The following is an 18,151-nucleotide window of genomic DNA, read 5'->3' as shown; positions in this document are numbered from 1 at the left end:
GTTATGAACAAGGAGTCATCAAACAACTGGAAATTGGGAATTTTTGTCACCGCTGGCATCCTTCTTTTCATAATAGCCATCTACTTTATTGGTGTCAACAGGAATTTATTTGGCTCTAATTTCGTTCTTCGCTCAGAATTTAAAAATGTCAGCGGATTAAAACAGGGCAGTAATGTACGCCTTTCCGGTATTAATATAGGAACTGTAAGCAAAATAGATTTTATCTCAGATTCATTGGTTTCGGTAAAATTAGTGATCAGAAAGGATGTGCAAAAATATATTAAAACTGACGCTGTTGCCAGCATAGCATCAGACGGGTTAATGGGTGATAAAATTCTTATTATTTCTCCCGGAACCACTTCTAACACCATTGTAAAGGATAATGACATCATTACTTCTTATAAAACCATTGAGATAGATGATATACTCTCAAGTGTAAAACAAAGTACCGACAATGCCAAAGCAATTACCTACGAGCTCGTTAAGTTCAGCGGTAAAATGAACAACAAGAATAGCTTATTGACAAAAATAATGACCGATAAAGATTTTGCTTCCAGAATTGACAGAACCTTAGAAAATCTACAATTAAGTTCCAAAGAATTGGCAAAATTTACCTACATTCTGAATAATAAAAATGGAACTGCATCAAAAATTTTTACTGATAAGAAATGGGCAGATCATATTGAAAACAGTATTTCTAATCTACGGAACAGCTCCCAAGAAATTAGTATGTTCACAAAAAAGCTAAATGATAAAAACAATGTATTTTCTCAATTATCTTCCAATGATTCTTTAGCTATTTCAATAAAAAATACACTCCGCAATCTTGAAAAAAGCTCTGATGATCTTATTCAGTTTACGTCGAAAATAAATAATGATGAGAATGTCCTATCAAAGCTTACTAACAATCCTAAACTTGGCAAGTCTGTGGATTCTACCATCATTAATATTGGAAAAGGTGTCGGCGAATTAAGAGAGATAGAAGCTGCAGCTAAGAATAATTTTTTGCTGAGAGGTTATTTTAATAAAAAGAAAAAAGAATCCGAAAAGCAAAAAAGATAATTTACTGTTAATCCATTCAAAAGCAGATCCTATTATTCCAATCTATTACTATTCATTGTAGGCCTGATTTCTTTAACATACATCATCAAACTCTCTTCAATACAGTCGAAAGCTTCTTCCTTACTTTTAAAACCAAACACCTGTACGGCTTTTCCTTCCAGTTTTTTATATTCTTCAAAGAAATTCTGAATCCCGTCGATCGTGTAAATTGGCAGATCTTTAATATCACGAACATGTGTCAGAGAAGGATCATTTTCAACCACCGCTATTATTTTATGATCTTTTTTATCCTCATCAGTCATTTCGAGTATTCCTATCACTCTTGCCTTAACCAAGGTTAGGGGAACAAGGCTTTCCCAACATAAAACCAAAATATCCAGTGGATCTCCATCACTGTAATAAGTCTGTGGTATGATCCCATAATTGGCAGGATAATACATAGAAGATAAAAGAATTCTATCCAGTCTTATCAGTCCTGATAATTTGTCGATTTCGTATTTTGTATGGCTGCCACTAGGTATTTCAATAACAGCTGTAACTATTTGTGGCAGATGCTCTCCTGGAGAAACGTCATGCCACGGGTGTTGATTTCCTATCATTGTCTCAGGATATTGATTTTAGCTAAAAGAAGAGCACTCCTGAATGAGTACCCTTCTGTTTATGAGTTTTAAACTTCATGTTGAACTAGTCTTCATGGTTCCTAATTTGCTTCTGTAAAATTCATCAAATTACTAATGTTAAGAAATGACATCAGTCACTAAAAAAAATGATATTACCAGATGAAGCTTTCTAGGCAAACTTCTTTTTCACATCATCACTTACAGGTGTGAAAAAATTAATAAGATTTCCGTCCGGATCACGGAATAACAATGACCTGTTTCCCCAAGGCATCGTAGTCGGTTCCTGGACAATTTCGGTGGTTATATCTTTTATCCTTTGATAATCTTCATCTACATTTTCTACGAGAAATTCTATAATTACACTTTTGTTAGCAGCAGCTTCTGCTGTTCCTTCTCCAAAAAAAGCCAAGGTCCTGGTGCTGCCAATTGCCAGAGTAAAAGACTTTAAAACTATTTCTGCGAAGTCATCAGTTGCCCACTTAGCCTTCGCCTTTGCCACCTGCTCATAAAACTTTACCAATCTTGTAATGTCGGAAGTAATTATTCGTAATGATACTAAATTTGTGTTACTCATCTTGTTCTGTTTATATTAGTTACACAAAAGTAAAATGGAATGATGACAACAGTATGTCAGTTGATTTTTTTTATGTGGACGGATTCTAACTGAACAGAGTAAAAAAGTAGTTTTTTCTAATGAGTCATTAATTGTATTATTTCACCACCAACTTTTACCGCTTCACCCATTTATTATATCATTGGTTTTAATATTTTGCTTTCTTTGTAGTAATGAATAAGAATGAGAGAAAAATATATTTTTACAGTGCCTTCCTGATCACACTAATGGTCAATTCTGCAAAGTTGATGGCCCTAAACAGTGATGGGATTATCGCCCGTTACTGGCAGTTCAATATTGGGGAATATGGCTACCAGTTTTTGTATAATATGGCATTCTGCCTTTTGTTACTATATCTTAACCTGTCCCAGGGTAAGTTTCTGAGTATTTTTAGAGAAAATAAACTATATTGGAGACTCTATACATTCAATATCTTGGTGTTGGTGGCAGCTATTATACTGGGAAGTATGGTCCATTCTTTACTTTTTGGAACTCCCCAACTTACGGGAGGAAGAATCAGAGGATATTTTGCCCGGTTTTTGCTCAGCAGTATCATGATTGCTGTCGTTATCCGACTTATTCTTCTGATGCGTGAAAGCAGAAATAAGGATCTTATCAACGAGCAGCTTAATTCAGCTTATCTGAAAGCACAGCTGCAATTGCTCCAGGAACAGCTTAACCCGCATTTTCTATTTAATACATTGAGCAGCCTTTCTGCTATAGTAAGGGAAAATCCAAATCTGGCTCAAAACTATATTCTCCATCTTTCCAAAATCTTCAGATATACGCTGGCTCGTTCAGGTAACAATATGGTAAGTCTCGAAAAAGAGCTTGAGCACCTGAAATCTTATATCCAACTGGTAAAAATGAGGCTGGAAAATGCTTTTCAGATTCATATCAATATCAGCGAAGATTGTATAAACAAACAAATTCTTCATTTATCACTGCAACCTTTGGTGGAAAATGCTGTTAAACATAACAAAGCTACCCTTTCAAATCCTTTAACTGTAGAGATTTATGAAGAAGACAAATGGCTTATTATCCGAAATAATCTCCAGCCCTCCATCAGTGAGGCAGAAGGCACCGGGCTTGGTCTTACCAACCTGAATGAGAGATACAAACTTCAATTCCGTAAAGAAATAGAGATTTTCCAGACGAAAAAATATTTCATCGTAAAGCTTCCCTTATTATGAAAAAAAATTTACATATCGTCATTATCGAAGATGAAGCGGCTACCGCAAGAAATCTTGAGTATATTCTGAAAGAAATCAACCCGGGAATCCAAATTGTGAAGACTTTACCAAGTATAGCAGAAGCAATGGATTGGTTCAGATTAAACGACAGTGATTATAACCTTATATTTTCGGACATAAAGCTTTCTGATGGATTATCATTTGAAATCTTTAAGCAGATCAATATAGGAAAGCCCGTTATTTTTGTTACGGCATATAATGATTATGCGATCGAGGCATTCCGTAACAACGGTATTGATTATGTTTTAAAACCTTTTGACACAGAAGAAATACAGCGGACTTTACTTAAATATAATACCCTTATTGCTGATGATTCAAAAAATGGACAGGACAAAACAGAATCTCTGCTACATGAGCTACAGTATACAAAAAAGCAATATAAAAAATCCTTCCTTATTCATTACTGCGGCAGGCTTATCCCTGTTGACGCAGCTAAAATCAATTGCTTCCATACCGCAAATGAAATAGTATACGCACATATGGCCGATGGCAGACAATATGTAGTGGAATTCACCCTGGAACAGCTGGAACATGAGCTAGATCCTACTCTCTTTTTCAGGGCTAACCGCCAATTCATTATCAACAAGAATGCTGTAGATGCTGTAGAATATTTCTTTAATGGCAGACTGCTGGTCAAAATACATCCGCTACCTCAGGAACAGATCCTTGTCAGTAAAGCAAAAGCAATGCATTTCAGAAAGTGGCTGGATCAATAATGAATTCACCCCGGAATTTAGCAGCTTCATCCTTTTTTATTTTAAAGGAAATAATCGTTCTTGTTACATTTGTTTCATTAAAAATTAAAATTTTCCAAGATGCTTTTAAAACAAAAACTTTTGCCAATTCTTATAATAGCATTTCTATGTATGACATTTACAAATGTATCGGCACAGACAAAAAAATTAAAGGACAGTACTCCCGAACAGCGTGCAAAGATGATGACGGAGTGGATGACAAGTAAATTAGCATTAAATACAAAGCAGGTTGAGCAGGTCTCTGCGCTTAACCTTCAGTATGCCCAAAAGAATGATCCGATTCTGCAAAGTAACGAAGGTAAACTCGCTAAATTCAAAAAACTGAAAGCTTTACAGAAAGAAAAGTCCAATGCCCTGAGCCAAATTCTGGATGCAGGACAATACAAAAAATATGAGGAAATTAAAGATCAGATGGTTCAACATATTAAAGACAAAAGAAAATGAAAAAGCTATTCTATCCATGGGTAATGATTTTGTTCATTACCACTTCTGCATGCTCTCAAAGCACTAACGACACTGACGAAACTACTCCTATTCAGCCAAAGCTTGGCGCCAACTTTCAGGGACCTATCCAGAAACCGGCATCAGGATATGGCGCAGACGGAAATTATGAAGTGGCTGAAATTGATTTTAATAACCCCCAGTACGCTGGAACACAGGTTTCTATTTTCTATCCTAAAGGAATTACTTCTCCAAGACCTACTATATTCTTTTCACATCCGTTTGGTGGTGAGGATAAAGAATATAACATAGAACTATATAACTTCATTGCCAAGAAAGGTTATGTGGTAGTATTTGTGCCTTATCGCACCATTGATATCAGTGTTGATCACCGTTACCAAACCCTGTGGGAAGGCTTTATAAAAGCTGCCGCAGATTATCCCAATATTATTGATACTCAGAAAGTAGGCTTCATGGGACATTCTTTTGGTGGTGGAGCAAGTATTGATCTTGCCTATAAAGCATTTACAGAAAAAGGTTGGGGACAGAACGGGCGTTTTCTTTTCACTATGGCTCCATGGTATTCTTTTAACTGGAACAGTACATTAACAACCCAACAGCAATTACAGAGCTTCCCTTCTAATACCAAAATGATTACGCAAGTCTATGACGAGGATGATGTCAACGATCACAGAATGGCAATCGATATCTTTAAAAACATCAATATTTCTAATGCTGAAAAAGATTTCGTTTATATTAAATCATCCACTGTTAACGGATACAATTATGTAACAGACCACGCAATGCCAAGTTCCCGAAAAGTATTTGATGCATTGGACTATTATGGTGTGTACCGTCTTTTGGATGCCATGATGGATTACAGTTTCAACGGAAACAGCAATGCCAAAAATGTGGCTTTAGGTAATGGTTCTACGGCTCAGGTTACCATGCCTTCTTATAACGGACAATCGATGACTCCGCTTGAAGTTACAGATAATCCCACACCGAAATATCCACAAGGAAAATATCAGTTTCAATGCGGAGACAGCACTAATCCTCGAATTTCTTACTGCAACTAATATGAAAAACAGTCTTTCTTGAATAAAAACACATTAAAATAATAAATAAAAAGACTTTCCCACTATGTGGAAGGTCTTTTTAATGATGAAAAACTATTTACTTTAGCAGATCAAAAAATGATCAATTAATAGTATATTGTATTCAAAAACAATTAACAATGTCTGTCAAACATCAGGTCGAAAATCAAACAAAAAAATTCAAAAAATTCTTCGGTCTTTTAGGTCCCGGACTGACAACGGGAGCTGCTGATGATGATCCTTCAGGCATTGCTACCTATTCTCAGACAGGAGCTCAGTTTGGCTATGGTCAATTATGGACAGCCCTCTATATGCTTCCGTTTATGACTGCCGTGCAGGAGGCCTGTGCAAGAATAGGAATGGTTACCGGTAAAGGACTTACCGGAGTTATCAAAGAGCATTACAGCAAAAAAATACTCTATAGCTCTGTCGGATTGGTTGTCATTGCCAATACGATCAATATCGGAGCGGATATTGGAGCAATGGCAGCCGCCGCACAATTAATTATTCCTGCCAATATTGTTATACTAATGCTATTTTTTACGGTTAGTATACTTACATTAGAAGTCTTCACCAGTTATCGGGTATATTCAAAAGTTCTTAAATGGTTGGCATTATCACTTCTTGCCTACCCACTTACAGCTTTTATTATTGACCAGCCATGGAAAGAAATACTAAAAGCCTCTATTGTTCCTCATTTTGAATTTTCTTTCAATTTTCTTTTTATAATCACCGGAGTATTTGGGACAACGATTACACCTTATATGTTCTTTTGGCAGGCTTCCCAGGAAGTGGAAGAAGAAAATGAGAGAGGTCTGATTCAAGATGGAAAGCCCAACATCGGATGGCGCCATATTCATGCCATGAGAAAAGATAATAGTATAGGAATGGTCATCTCTGAATTTACAACATGGTGTATTATATTAGTCGGAGGAACGGTTCTGCATAGCGCTCATATAACAGATATTAATACTGCGGCTGATGCAGCAAAAGCTTTAGAACCTCTGGTGCAATCATTTCCAAATTCGGGGTTGATATCAAAAATCATATTTGCTACAGGAATCATTGGGTTGGGATTACTTGCCGTACCCGTTCTTTCAGGATCGGCATCATATGCGGTTTCCGAAGCCCTCAACTGGAATGCAAGTTTAAACCTGAAATTTGCAAGAGCAAAAGGATTTTATATGGTTATTATTATCTCTACACTTATTGGTCTGTGTATGAATTTTATTGGGATTAATCCTGTGAAGGCTCTTGTTTACACAGCTGTTCTCAATGGCGTAGCTGCTGTGCCTCTCTTGTTTCTGATTATCCGGATATCTGCAAGCGAACGCATTATGGGGGAATTCAAAAGCAGGTGGCTTTCAAAAAGCCTGTTATGGGCAACTTTTATGTTTATGGCTGCAGCATCTATTGCAATGTTTTTTACTATTTAAAAACTTCGACTGGTATGGGCCAATTAAGCATCACGAGAATAACTTCGGAGTATATTTAGCGCATTATTATTTTAATATTACTGACTTTTAGATTAGAAAAAGGCTGTTTCAAATTGAAACAGCCTTTGATCATTCAAAAAACCTGTATTTAACGGATTTGGTATTAGTTAAAAAATAAAGATTTTTACCATTTTTTCATTTCACTTAAGTCAGCTTCTTATTTTACTGAATTTTTTCAAAAATTTTATACTGATTACTTGAGTCAGATAAACTGAATATGTAAGGAAGTACAGCTTTATCATTTTCCAAAACATCAATTTTCTCTACTTTTTCCTGTCCGTCAAATTTTACTGATAAGGTTACTCCTTTCGTAAACCATGTCCGATTGAGGGTATAATACAAACCGTTATCCGAGTATACATAACTATCTCCGAATTTTGAAATAATTTCCCTCTTTGTTTTTCCTACCAAATGGTCAAATTTTTTTACAATTTTCATTAACTTTCTATTTTTTTCATATTAAAATTATATTTAAGAACAACTAATTCGTGATTTTATTGTATAAAAGTTAGACTTGTTTACTTGTCATCCTTATTTTTTGCCGGATAAAGCTTGGGAACAATAAACGAACTCAAATAAGTAATTGTTGTACGTTCACCTTTTTCATTTACTTTCATCATGATCGATTTGCAGCATGGTGATATGGTAAAATGATTTTCGTAACGTGTTCCGCATTTGAAACATTCTGTGATGATAACATTATTTTTTTTCATAATTCATATTGTGCCTAAATTAAAACTGAATATATATGTATTGTATGGTTACAATTATAGCCATACAACGAAGGGTCTTAGTTGTTAGGATTTTGACTATCAATAAATAAAGTGGTTTTGTGAAATCAGTATTACTGATAAGACGCAGACTGTATAAATCTTAGGTTTCTATTTGTAGTTTATTGAGCAGTGCCACTTTGTATAGTGCATCAAGAATTTTTTGGTCAGAGATCCTTTCTTTTTTCACCTTCCTTATATATGCAGGTTTTCTTACATCTTCCTTTAAAATAATATTCACTGAAGTTGTATAACGTGCCGGTAACCATCGTTCAATGAAATCATACTTCTCATCAATCATCTTCTGATTAAGATTGGTCTCCAATTTGCTCATGAATGAAATAATTTTGTTTAACCTTTTTTCGTAATTTTGTGTCTCACCGCAAATTAATTTGCAAGACAAATATACAATTATATATCAAAATAAACAATAAATCATTGTTTTTACAACATATAGTTGCTTTGATTAAAAAAAACTTACTTAATATGAAAATATACCAGAAGATACGGGAATACAGCAAAGAAAAGGGAGAAACCATGAAGGAAATCGCCACTGCTTATGGCGTTACCCCACAATCTATTCAACTTTATTTCTCTGGAAAAAATGCAATGCCTCTTAATTTTTTAGCATGGTATATTGAAACCCATCCGGATTTGGACTTGTATGCCCTGTTTGATAAAAAACAACAAAATATTGTTGCAGAACCTAAGCCTACCTATCAAAAAAAAGTAAACAAACAGGACGTTATTGATAAGATCGTAGCCATCCTTGAAAAGGAATTGTAAAAAAGAAAATCAATGTTCTAATATAAAAAATGCTTCCATCTCTGGAAGCATTTTATTTTTACTTATAATGTAAAAATATTCCGTAATCCGAAGGGGTCCAGAAAGCAGCTTTTTGTTCAGCAGCTTTCAGAGCATCATTTGCCCAGGTATTGCAGGTATACAGAAAACTATACGTGCCTTTAGCATCATAAAAGGCATCATTATCGCCATACACAGCATTGGTAGGAATCAAAATAAATTTCCCGTTCTGATCCTGATCAAACTTATTTTCAATAAACTGGACTAACTTCTGATACTGGTTTCTGCTGATCATGATTTTTTTACAATCTTCTCCTTCTCTCATTTCCCTGTAGTATGTACAATGCATCGCGGACTCACTTAACCAGAATGCGGCTTTGAAAGCGGTAGAAAACTTTAGATCAGCCCAGGTAGGAGTATCAAGATAAAAGCCTTTATCTCCCCATCCTATTCCAATATAATTATAATCCGTTTTCTTGGATCTGATATTATTAAATGGAAGCTTCAGACTCCAATCCTGCAGATCGTTCTTTACCGGCATTACAATATCTGTGTGAACTCCATTGGTATAGATATAAACCGGAATCTCTTTCTTTTGCCGGTCATCTTTCCCGGACACTTCAATGAAAGGAAGAAGATAGCCCAAAACAACATAGAGAATAACAACTCCCAGAACAATACCTATGATCTTTAATAGCAGGATTAGCATTTTTTTTACATTCATGTTTTATATTAATGAAATTTAACAATCAAGTTTAATGAAAATATTTGTTTTTAAATCGAATTTTTATTAAATTTAAGTAACAAAATATCACAAATATGCACAAAACTTCCAAATCCCAAAAGAGATTTAAAATCAGAGTAAAAGTTGCCCCTAAAAGAATACAAAAAAGACGTTGATTTTTGGTGAGATATGATCTCCCGGAAGTCAATTTTTTCTTTATTGGAAGCACTTTTTCTTCAATAAACCTCTTCCTCCTTAAAGGCTGAAATTTTAAGGTATGGCCGATTTTCTCTCCTTGCTTTGGAACTCCATAATTCCAGGTGAGGATTTGTCACCAAAAAACAGTCTATTTTTTCTCTTCAGATTGGTCCAAAAACTCAATATTTCTTTTCAAACCCGCAAATTTTGTTCTCTTTACAGGAGATTTTCTGAAGATTTCGGAGAATAGCTCCTGAGTAAGTTCTTTCCATTCTCCTTTTTTAAAGTTTTTTAAAGCTTCATTCGGTTTGAATTTTGTCTGCTGATGAGGTGCCGAAAACCGATTCCATGGGCATATATCCTGACAAACGTCACAACCAAACATCCAATCATCCATCTTATCTTTAAAATAGTCCGGAATTTCATTTTTTAATTCTATGGTTGCATATGAGATGCACTTGCTTCCGTCAATTATTTTTTCAGAAATAATGGCATTGGTAGGACAGGCATCAATACATTTTCTACAACTTCCGCAATGATCGGTCACAGGATGATCCGGAATAAGCTCCAAATCGCAGATGATTTCAGCCAAAAAGTAAAAAGAACCGCTTTGCTTGGTAATCAGATTGGCGTTCTTTCCTACCCATCCTATTCCTGATTTCCTGGCCCAGCTTCTTTCCAGCACCGGAGCAGAGTCTACAAAAACTCGAAATCCGAACTCCCCAATTTCCTCCTGCAGTTCAGTCACCATCTCACGGAGAATTTCTTTAATCACTTCATGATAGTCTTCTGCATAGGCATATTTTGAGATCTTAAAGTTCTCTAATTCCGAAATTTTTTCTTCTGGAAAGTAATTATAAGAAAGTGAAATCACAGATTTTGAACCTTCCACCAATAATCTGGGATCCAGCCTTTTGTCGAAATGATTTTCCATGTATTTCATCTCGCCGTGGAAATTATTTTTCAGCCATTTTTCAAGATTGGGAGCATCTTCCTCCAGGAAATCTGCCTTTGAAATTCCACAGTTTTGAAACCCAAAACTTTTGGCTTTGGTTTTTATGAGCTGTGAATATTTTTCGGCAGTTGAATTCATAATTTCGCATTGCAAAACTAAGATTATTTTATAAATTTGTTTAGGCTTTGGATTCTTATGCAAAGGTAGATATCTTTCAAGGAATCCATTGTAATTTTTTTAACTCTAAAATATTAGTAATTATGTCTTTAGCAGAAGTAATAAAATCAGGAAATTATGAATTGATCGACGTTCGTGAGCCTATGGAACTGGAAATGGACGGGAATATAGACGGCGCAAAAAACATCCCTTTAGGTGAAGTGGAAGACAGACAGGATGAAATTCTTTCTATCGAAAAGCCGGTTATCCTATTCTGCAGAAGCGGAAACAGAAGCGGAAAAGCATTAGAATACTTAAATGCTCAAGGTTTGAGAGACGGCTACAATGGTGGCGGTTGGGCAGACCTGAAAGCAACAATCGAAGCAAATCAAGGAACTTTTTAAAGTTCCTTTTTTTATTAAAAAGCATAAATATGAATTTGAAGGAAAGATTTTCAGCACTTTCTCTAGCTTTTAGTCCAGATCAGGAGCTTATTGAAAAGCTTTGGTCTGAAATCGAAAAAAATTATTCTCAAAAAAGCAGGCATTATCATAATCTCGCCCATTTAGAAAGTATGTTTTCTGAGCTTGACGCAGTAAACGTTAGGATTTCAAATTATCTAAATATTTCGTTCAGCGTCTTTTATCACGACATTATTTATGATTCTTCATCAAAGTCCAATGAGGAGAAAAGTGCTGATTTTGCAAAAGAAAGACTTCAACAGCTCAATCTCAATGAAACTGATATTTCTGAAATCTACCATCAGATTTTAGCTACCAAAGCTCATCAAAATTCTGATAATAAAGACTTAAATTATCTACTGGACGCTGATCTTTCTATTCTTGGAAAGGATTTAGAAATATATATTGATTACACCCGAAAGATCAGAAAGGAATATTCCATTTACCCAGATTTACTTTATAAACCCGGAAGGAAGAGGGTTTTAAAACACTTTCTGGAAATGGAAAACATTTTCAAAACAGATTATTTCAGAGAGAAATACGAGAAACAGGCGAGAAAGAATATTGAGTGGGAAATTGATAATTTATAATTTTAATATTAAACTACCCCGTCAAAAATTCTACAAATTTTCGTCACCCCTTCAAAGAAGGGGAATTTTTATCGTTGAAAAGCTTATTGATGATTGATTATCTTATTAATAAATTCAGCTGCCTTGTTCAAAACATGTTCCGGGCATTCTTTATGCGGAGTATGCCCGATATTTGGAATGATAAATTTTTCCGCACTTCCGCTTACCTGAGAGATTGTTTTTTCCACCTGATTGAGCGTTCCATATTCGTCAGCTTCTCCCTGGATAAACAGTAAAGGACATTGAATATCTTTCAGGAGATATTCTATATTCCAGCTTCTGAATCTTTCGCTCAGCCAGATTTCTGCCCATGCTCTTACCATCACCGGAACTTTTTCGCCATGGTATTTTTGTAAACGTTCTGGAAGGTTGGTTGTCTGATAAGCTTCCAAAGCGTCTTTCACACCTTTTAAAGTTACATCTTCCACAAAAATATGTCCGGCTTCACAAATGGTCGCTCTTATTTTCTCAGGGTATTTTGAGGCTGTAATCAATGCAATTGTAGCTCCGTCACTATGCCCGAAAAGAATGACATCATTGATATTGAACGTATTCAAAATATCATTCAGAATATCCGCTTCGGTTTCCATGTAATTGTTTTCTCTTTCGTGAGTAGGCATCGGAAAAGATTTTCCATATCCCAAACGATCATAGACAAGAAGATTGCATTGAGAGGCTTCAGATAATTTCGAAGGAAAATCCCTCCAAAGTTGTGCAGAACCTAAAGAATCATGCAAAAAGACAATGGTAGGTTTATTTTCAAATGAATTCTGATATTCTATATAAAGTTTTTTACCGTTTACATCACTTATTTTCCCTTGCATCAATTTCAACTTTATTTATAAACTTGGATTATGTGTTTCTTCAAATTCTTTTAATAAATTTCTGAAAACAGCATCTACCGGAAGAATATCATCAATTAAAGCGGAAACCTGCCCAATTTCCAGCTCTCCGTCTTCCATGTCTCCTTCAAACATCCCTTTCTTAGCTCTTGCACGGCCTAAAGAAGCAATTAAAGATTCTTTATTTCTGCCTACATTATAAATCTCTTCCAATTCATTAAAAAACTTATTTTTAACCATTCTTACAGGCGCCAGTTCTTTTAATGTTAAATGGGTATCTCCTTCCTGAAGCTCCGTAATTTTTCGTTTCCAGTTTTCGTGCGCACTTGCTTCTACAGTGGCAGCAAAACGGGAACCGATCTGAACTCCGTCTGCACCAAGAATCATGGCAGCTTTCATCTGAGAACCTAATGCAATTCCTCCTGCAGCAATTAATGGCTTTGAAATATGTTTTCTTACGTTGGGAATTAAACAAAATGTTGTGGTCTCATCTCTTCCGTTGTGACCTCCTGCTTCAAAACCTTCAGCAACTACGGCATCTACTCCTGCATCTTCACACTTCATCGCAAATTTGGTAGACGAAACTACGTGAGCAACTTTTAAACCTTCTTTCTGAAGGGTTTCGGTATAGGTTTTAGGGTTTCCTGCGGAAGTAAAAACAATCTTCACTCCTTCTTCCAAAATAATCTGAATTACTTCATCCAGATTCGGGTACAGCATAGGCACATTCACCCCGAAAGGTTTATCCGTAGCCTGCTTACATTTTTGGATGTTTTCTCTTAAAATGTCCGGATACATACTCCCCGCTCCGATTAATCCTAAACCACCACAATTAGAAACTGCGGAAGCCAATCTCCATCCGGAATGCCAAATCATTCCTGCCTGAATAATAGGATACTGTATATTAAATAGTTGCGTAATTCTATTTTGACTTTGCTGCATTTCTTTAAGCTTTCTTGCTGAATTAAAATCTATAAAATTGCTCATAGTGTAAAAATACTAAAAACAGGCTTTCTGCAAAGTGTTTCAAAATATTTTTGCAGAAAAAAACCTTCAGAAAATTCTGAAGGTTTTTGTATTTATTTTTTAAGAGATTCTTTTTTCCAGTTTCCTTTGAAACTACAAGAATCGTATCGGCCATCGATTGAAATAAAAGTGGTCGGCAATTTTGAATTTACAAACTTTTCGATCATTTCATTTCTCTTTTTATTGAGAGCCAGCTGCTTTATTCTGTCGTAATCTGTTTCCAGGGTAATCTTGTGAGAAGGAATTTCATCTTCAATCTTAATGATTTTCACTACTTTTCTTTTGTTCTCCGCATCTTCAAACGCTGTAGTAATATCTCCTTTTTTAAGACCTGCCAATTCGTAAGTAATTACTCCCGGAATACTTTCTCTTTCTATTTTACTTGAACCGTCCGCTCCCGGAACTAATCCTCCGTTGAATTTAGTTTTCTTGTCATCTGAGAATTTGAATGCGGCATCTTTAAAGCTGATCTTCCCATCCATAATAAGGGTTCTGATACTGTCCAGCTTCTTTTTAGCTGTACTGATTTCCTCATCTGTAGGAGTAGCCATCAACAAGATGTGTCTTGCATCATACATTTTCCCTGTCTTTTTTACCAGTTGGATAATGTGATATCCGAATTCAGATTCTATAGGATCTGAGATCTCTCCTTCCTGTAGGTTTAATGCTGCCGCTTCGAAAGGCTTTACCATCTGTCCTTTGTAGATGTTTTTTATCAAACCTCCGTTTACTGCAGAACCTTCATCTTCAGAGTAAATTCTGGCCTGACTTTCAAAGCTTTCTCCTCCAAGAATATCCTGTTTTACTTTTTTAAGCCTGTTGATTAGTTCTTGCTTATGAGCTTCCGTTAATTTAGGATACATCATGATTTGCCCTAAAGACACTTCGTCTTTAATTTCCGGTAGCTGTGATTTATACAAATTGTAAAAATCAGTCACTTCATTGGGTGTAACGTCAGCTTTTTCCGTAATTCTTTGGTACTTAGCCTGTCCGTAATACTGATCGGTATCAATTTTCTCGATCGTATTCTTCATTTCATAAGCATTTCTAAACTTATAGGCTGCCAACATTGTTTTCTCGTCCGGGAACTGAGAAAGTAACTGCTGATATTTTGCATTTGCACCTTCTTTGATAGCTGCAGAACGGTTATCAATTAATGTATCTCTTTTAGCTTCATATACTAAAAGTTTATTATTAATTAAGTTTTCCAAAAACTCACATTTATCTACACTGGAAATTCCCTGCTGTTTTCCATAATTCATTTGCTCTTCTACATCAGATTCCAGAACGATTTCATCTCCAATTACCGCTGCAATACCGTCTACCAACTGCCCCTTCTTAAGCTGAGCGTTTACGTTGGCAGAGAAAATCAGCATGAAAATCCCAAAAAGAAAAGTGATTTTTAGTTTATTTATCATTTTACTATTTTAAACAAGTTGCAAATTTAGAATTCTTAATGAATTAGACTAAATTTTTTATTATAAATATTTCTTAAAAAGCTTTATTTATTGTAGCTCAACATCAAAAGTTGTCAATTCTTTGAATTGTCTTAATCTGCTGAACATATCCGCTTCTTTTACTTCCTGAATTCTTTCTGTCCCGAATTTTTCAACGGTAAAGGATGCCATTGCAGATCCTACGATTAATGCAGATTTCATGGTTTCGAAATCAATTTTACCTTTTTTAGCAAGATAAGCGGCAAAACCTCCCGCAAAAGTATCCCCAGCTCCTGTCGGATCGAAAACTTCTTCTAACGGTAATGCCGGAATTGCAAAAACATTATTGTCATGGAAAAGCAAAGCTCCGTGCTCTCCTTTTTTGATGATCACATATTTCGGTCCCATGGTATGGATTTTTTTAGCGGCTTTCACCAAAGAATATTCTCCTGAAAGCTGTCTTGCTTCTTCATCATTAATAGTAATGACATCAGTTTTAGCAATCATATCCATCAAAAAATCCCAAGCTGTATCCATCCAGAAATTCATCGTGTCAAGAATAACAAGTTGCGGGCGCTTATTCATTTTTTCGAGAACGGACAACTGAACTCCCGGGTGAAGGTTTCCTAATAATAAAATCTCAGCATCCTGCATAGAATCCGGGATTTTAGGATCGAAGTTTTCTAAAACGTTTACTTCAGTAGCTAATGTATCTCTTGTATTCAGATCATTATGATATTTCCCTGCCCAGAAGAATGTTTTTCCTTCTTTTACGATTTCAATTCCTTCAATATTTACATCTCTGTCTGTAAACATATCAAGATATTCCTGCGGAAAATCTCCTCCTACTACAGAAACGATTCCGGATTTCACTCCCAAAATAGATGATGTGATTCCGATATAAGTGGCTGCACCTCCTAAGATTTTATCTGTTTTACCAAATGGTGTTTCAATTGCATCAAATGCAACACTTCCTACAACTAAAAGTTTCATATATGTTTTAATGTAAATTTTAAGAATTTTAATTTTTCCATTCAAAGGTATCCAGCAAATGCTTCATATCCTGTTTGATATAGTTGACAGCCGGAGCCAATGAATCTGGTTTTGGTCTTGTATTAAAGTAAAGATATCCCGTTACAAAGTGCTTTGTACTATCCGTAACATAAAACTGAAGATTGGAAGCACTCTGTCCTTTCAGCTCATAAAAATTACCAAAGACTTTTTTCTCAGGATATTCAAATGATTTTGTATCGATTGAGCTGGCTTTTACCGTATGTTCATATACCATTTTCTCGGCTTCTTTCAAATGATCTACGAAATCATTCTTGATCGGAAAATAGGTAATAAATACTTTTGCCTTCATTTTAGGATAATTCAGATAATACCAGCAAGGTCTTTTGGCATCTGTAATTTTAGCAAAGTCCGAATATTCGAAAGTGTATGCACAGTTGTTCTCAAATTTCTGATATTTAGGAGCAGGATACTCCAGACGAAGTTCTCCATAAGGTTTGGGAACAGAATCTTTACCGCAAGACACTAAAACTAAGGCTAAAAAAATAAAAATGACGTTTTTAATCATTTTGCAAAAGTACAAATTAGATTTCAGATTTTAAAAGACAAATTTCAGCATTTCAATACGTTTTGAAACTGAGATTGAGCTTTGTTATTCTGAACGGAACGAAGTGGAGTGAAGAATCTCTCCCAATTATATTAATAGATTCTTCCTTCGTCAGAATGACAGACAGACGTTTAATTATGGAATTTTATACGCTGTATCATAACTTTGGATATAATTCTCCAAAGGTTTCGGGAAAGATCTTTCGTGAGCCCCCTCAACATCGGTTACAATGAAATCATTTTCAGCAGTAAAATTTTTCCAGACTTCCTCCGAATCTACCTCAACATTAAAAATTTCTATGCTTAAATTCTTGTGCGTCAGTTTATGATTGACTGTTTTTACACTTTTAATAAATTGCATTAATTCATCGGAAATTACAGGCGAAAACTCAAACAGCTTTTTCCAGATGAAATCATCTTTTCTTTGCTGAATTAAAAACTGACCGTTTCTGTGAACAAAATAATAAGTCAGTTGAAGATCTTCAGCTTTTACTTTTTTGGTTTTAACAGGAAAATAAGACGTTTTCTGCAAAGAAAAAGCTAAACAATTTTCTTGGAGAGGACATTCTCCACAAAGAGGATTTTTAGGTTTGCAGATTTCGGAGCCCAAATCCATCATGGCCTGATTAAAATCTCCAACGTTTTCTGGCATAATGAGAGTTGCCAATTCTGAGAAATAACTAAAGGCTTTTGAATTGGAAATATCGAAATCGTCTGCAAAAAAACGACTCAGAACTCGGTAAAAATTGCCGTCAACAGCGGGCATTTTTCCATCAAAACAGATACTTGAAATTGCCGCTGCAGTATATTTCCCAACACCTTTCAGTTTCAGAATCTCTTCATACTCGGAAGGAAAGCTACCATGATAATCTGTCATGATCTGTTTTGCAGCCTTATGAATATTGAGAGCTCTTGAATAATATCCCAAGCCTTTCCAATGTAACAAAACTTCATCTTCATTAGCTTCTGCCAAGGTCTTTACATCCGGAAATCTTCTGATAAAATTATTATAATGATTAAGCCCCTGATTAATTCTGGTCTGCTGAAAAACGATCTCACAGATCCAGATTTTATAAGGATCTTTTGTTTGTCTGAAAGGCAGGTCTCTCGCATTGTTTTTATACCAGTGAAGAAGTGTGTTGCCTATATGTTTAAAGCCTGAACCGCTGTTATTCTTTTCCAAAAATCCGTCTCAT

The 18,151-nt window shown here is 35.4% G+C and carries 22 protein-coding genes; 9 read left to right on the top strand and 13 right to left on the bottom strand.

The window, feature by feature from the left end; genetic code table 11:
* Window positions 1-3: 3 nt before the first annotated feature.
* Complete coding sequence (locus MKS83_RS20755; RefSeq protein ID WP_240581163.1) at window positions 4-1,062, top strand: MlaD family protein; 1,059 nt, start codon at window positions 4-6, stop codon at window positions 1,060-1,062.
* 32 nt (window positions 1,063-1,094) lie between these two features.
* On the opposite strand, the gene MKS83_RS20750 is transcribed toward MKS83_RS20755, so the two are convergent.
* Window positions 1,095-1,661, bottom strand: a complete 567-nt coding sequence (locus MKS83_RS20750; protein ID WP_240581162.1) for an inorganic diphosphatase — start codon at window positions 1,659-1,661, stop codon at window positions 1,095-1,097.
* A gap of 190 nt (window positions 1,662-1,851) precedes the next feature.
* A complete protein-coding gene (locus MKS83_RS20745) occupies window positions 1,852-2,256 on the bottom strand; it encodes a VOC family protein (RefSeq protein ID WP_240581161.1) in 405 nt (134 codons plus the stop codon).
* Window positions 2,257-2,468: 212 nt separating this feature from the next.
* Between MKS83_RS20745 and MKS83_RS20740 the strand changes: the two genes are divergently transcribed.
* From MKS83_RS20740 to MKS83_RS20720, 5 genes are all read left to right on the top strand, one after another.
* Window positions 2,469-3,488 (top strand): sensor histidine kinase, encoded by a 1,020-nt coding sequence (locus MKS83_RS20740; RefSeq protein WP_240581160.1) that lies wholly within the window; start codon window positions 2,469-2,471, stop codon window positions 3,486-3,488.
* Window positions 3,485-4,264 (top strand): LytR/AlgR family response regulator transcription factor, encoded by a 780-nt coding sequence (locus MKS83_RS20735; protein WP_240581159.1) that lies wholly within the window; start codon window positions 3,485-3,487, stop codon window positions 4,262-4,264. Before MKS83_RS20740 ends, MKS83_RS20735 begins: the two co-directional genes overlap by 4 nt.
* Before the next feature lie 150 nt (window positions 4,265-4,414).
* Window positions 4,415-4,747, top strand: coding sequence for a hypothetical protein (locus tag MKS83_RS20730; protein WP_240581158.1), 333 nt, complete (start codon window positions 4,415-4,417; stop codon window positions 4,745-4,747).
* Window positions 4,744-5,823: an alpha/beta hydrolase gene (locus tag MKS83_RS20725; RefSeq protein ID WP_240581157.1), complete on the top strand. Its 1,080-nt coding sequence runs from the start codon at window positions 4,744-4,746 to the stop codon at window positions 5,821-5,823. The genes MKS83_RS20730 and MKS83_RS20725 overlap by 4 nt, the downstream gene beginning before the upstream one ends.
* Window positions 5,824-5,981: 158 nt before the next feature.
* The gene (locus MKS83_RS20720; protein WP_240581156.1) at window positions 5,982-7,277 is read left to right on the top strand and encodes an NRAMP family divalent metal transporter; all 1,296 of its coding nucleotides are present in this window, start codon (window positions 5,982-5,984) and stop codon (window positions 7,275-7,277) included.
* A gap of 222 nt (window positions 7,278-7,499) precedes the next feature.
* On the opposite strand, the gene MKS83_RS20715 is transcribed toward MKS83_RS20720, so the two are convergent.
* The 3 genes from MKS83_RS20715 to MKS83_RS20705 all read right to left on the bottom strand — a co-directional run bounded on the left by MKS83_RS20715 (window position 7,500) and on the right by MKS83_RS20705 (window position 8,441).
* Window positions 7,500-7,775: a hypothetical protein gene (locus tag MKS83_RS20715; protein WP_240581155.1), complete on the bottom strand. Its 276-nt coding sequence runs from the start codon at window positions 7,773-7,775 to the stop codon at window positions 7,500-7,502.
* Between the two features lie 80 nt (window positions 7,776-7,855).
* Complete coding sequence (locus MKS83_RS20710; protein WP_240581154.1) at window positions 7,856-8,050, bottom strand: hypothetical protein; 195 nt, start codon at window positions 8,048-8,050, stop codon at window positions 7,856-7,858.
* A 160-nt stretch (window positions 8,051-8,210) separates the two neighbouring features.
* Entirely contained in the window at window positions 8,211-8,441 is a 231-nt protein-coding gene (locus tag MKS83_RS20705; protein WP_100377963.1) for a hypothetical protein, read from the bottom strand.
* Window positions 8,442-8,593: 152 nt separating this feature from the next.
* Between MKS83_RS20705 and MKS83_RS20700 the strand changes: the two genes are divergently transcribed.
* Window positions 8,594-8,893, top strand: a complete 300-nt coding sequence (locus tag MKS83_RS20700; protein WP_100377964.1) for a helix-turn-helix domain-containing protein — start codon at window positions 8,594-8,596, stop codon at window positions 8,891-8,893.
* Between the two features lie 58 nt (window positions 8,894-8,951).
* Here MKS83_RS20700 and MKS83_RS20695 read toward each other — a convergent pair whose 3' ends face one another.
* Together MKS83_RS20695 and queG are read right to left on the bottom strand one after the other, a co-directional pair.
* Window positions 8,952-9,620, bottom strand: coding sequence for a TIGR02117 family protein (locus MKS83_RS20695; RefSeq protein WP_240581153.1), 669 nt, complete (start codon window positions 9,618-9,620; stop codon window positions 8,952-8,954).
* Between the two features lie 361 nt (window positions 9,621-9,981).
* Window positions 9,982-10,926 carry a tRNA epoxyqueuosine(34) reductase QueG gene (gene queG / locus MKS83_RS20690; RefSeq protein WP_240581152.1) on the bottom strand — a complete coding sequence of 315 codons (945 nt, stop codon included), beginning with the start codon at window positions 10,924-10,926 and terminating at the stop codon, window positions 9,982-9,984.
* Between the two features lie 122 nt (window positions 10,927-11,048).
* On the opposite strand from queG, the gene MKS83_RS20685 reads away from it, so the two are divergent.
* Window positions 11,049-11,348 (top strand): rhodanese-like domain-containing protein, encoded by a 300-nt coding sequence (locus MKS83_RS20685; RefSeq protein WP_100377967.1) that lies wholly within the window; start codon window positions 11,049-11,051, stop codon window positions 11,346-11,348.
* Window positions 11,349-11,377: 29 nt separating this feature from the next.
* Window positions 11,378-11,995: a hypothetical protein gene (locus MKS83_RS20680; RefSeq protein ID WP_240581151.1), complete on the top strand. Its 618-nt coding sequence runs from the start codon at window positions 11,378-11,380 to the stop codon at window positions 11,993-11,995.
* A gap of 83 nt (window positions 11,996-12,078) precedes the next feature.
* On the opposite strand, the gene MKS83_RS20675 is transcribed toward MKS83_RS20680, so the two are convergent.
* The 6 genes from MKS83_RS20675 to mutY form a co-directional block, all read right to left on the bottom strand.
* Entirely contained in the window at window positions 12,079-12,858 is a 780-nt protein-coding gene (locus tag MKS83_RS20675; protein ID WP_240581150.1) for an alpha/beta fold hydrolase, read from the bottom strand.
* A 15-nt stretch (window positions 12,859-12,873) separates the two neighbouring features.
* Window positions 12,874-13,863: an NAD(P)H-dependent flavin oxidoreductase gene (locus MKS83_RS20670; RefSeq protein WP_240581149.1), complete on the bottom strand. Its 990-nt coding sequence runs from the start codon at window positions 13,861-13,863 to the stop codon at window positions 12,874-12,876.
* Window positions 13,864-13,955: 92 nt separating this feature from the next.
* Window positions 13,956-15,320 (bottom strand): peptidylprolyl isomerase, encoded by a 1,365-nt coding sequence (locus tag MKS83_RS20665; protein WP_240581148.1) that lies wholly within the window; start codon window positions 15,318-15,320, stop codon window positions 13,956-13,958.
* A gap of 87 nt (window positions 15,321-15,407) precedes the next feature.
* Window positions 15,408-16,331: a PfkB family carbohydrate kinase gene (locus tag MKS83_RS20660; protein WP_240581147.1), complete on the bottom strand. Its 924-nt coding sequence runs from the start codon at window positions 16,329-16,331 to the stop codon at window positions 15,408-15,410.
* A gap of 28 nt (window positions 16,332-16,359) precedes the next feature.
* Complete coding sequence (gldD, locus tag MKS83_RS20655; protein ID WP_100377971.1) at window positions 16,360-16,917, bottom strand: gliding motility lipoprotein GldD; 558 nt, start codon at window positions 16,915-16,917, stop codon at window positions 16,360-16,362.
* 174 nt (window positions 16,918-17,091) lie between these two features.
* Window positions 17,092-18,138: an A/G-specific adenine glycosylase gene (gene mutY, locus MKS83_RS20650; protein ID WP_240581146.1), complete on the bottom strand. Its 1,047-nt coding sequence runs from the start codon at window positions 18,136-18,138 to the stop codon at window positions 17,092-17,094.
* Window positions 18,139-18,151: the final 13 nt, after the last annotated feature.

Origin of the sequence: Chryseobacterium sp. Y16C (assembly GCF_022488405.1) — a bacterium.
GTDB lineage: Bacteria > Bacteroidota > Bacteroidia > Flavobacteriales > Weeksellaceae > Chryseobacterium > Chryseobacterium geocarposphaerae.
The sequence above is the reverse complement of the archived record's forward strand: the minus strand, read 5'-3'. Positions and strand labels throughout refer to the sequence as shown.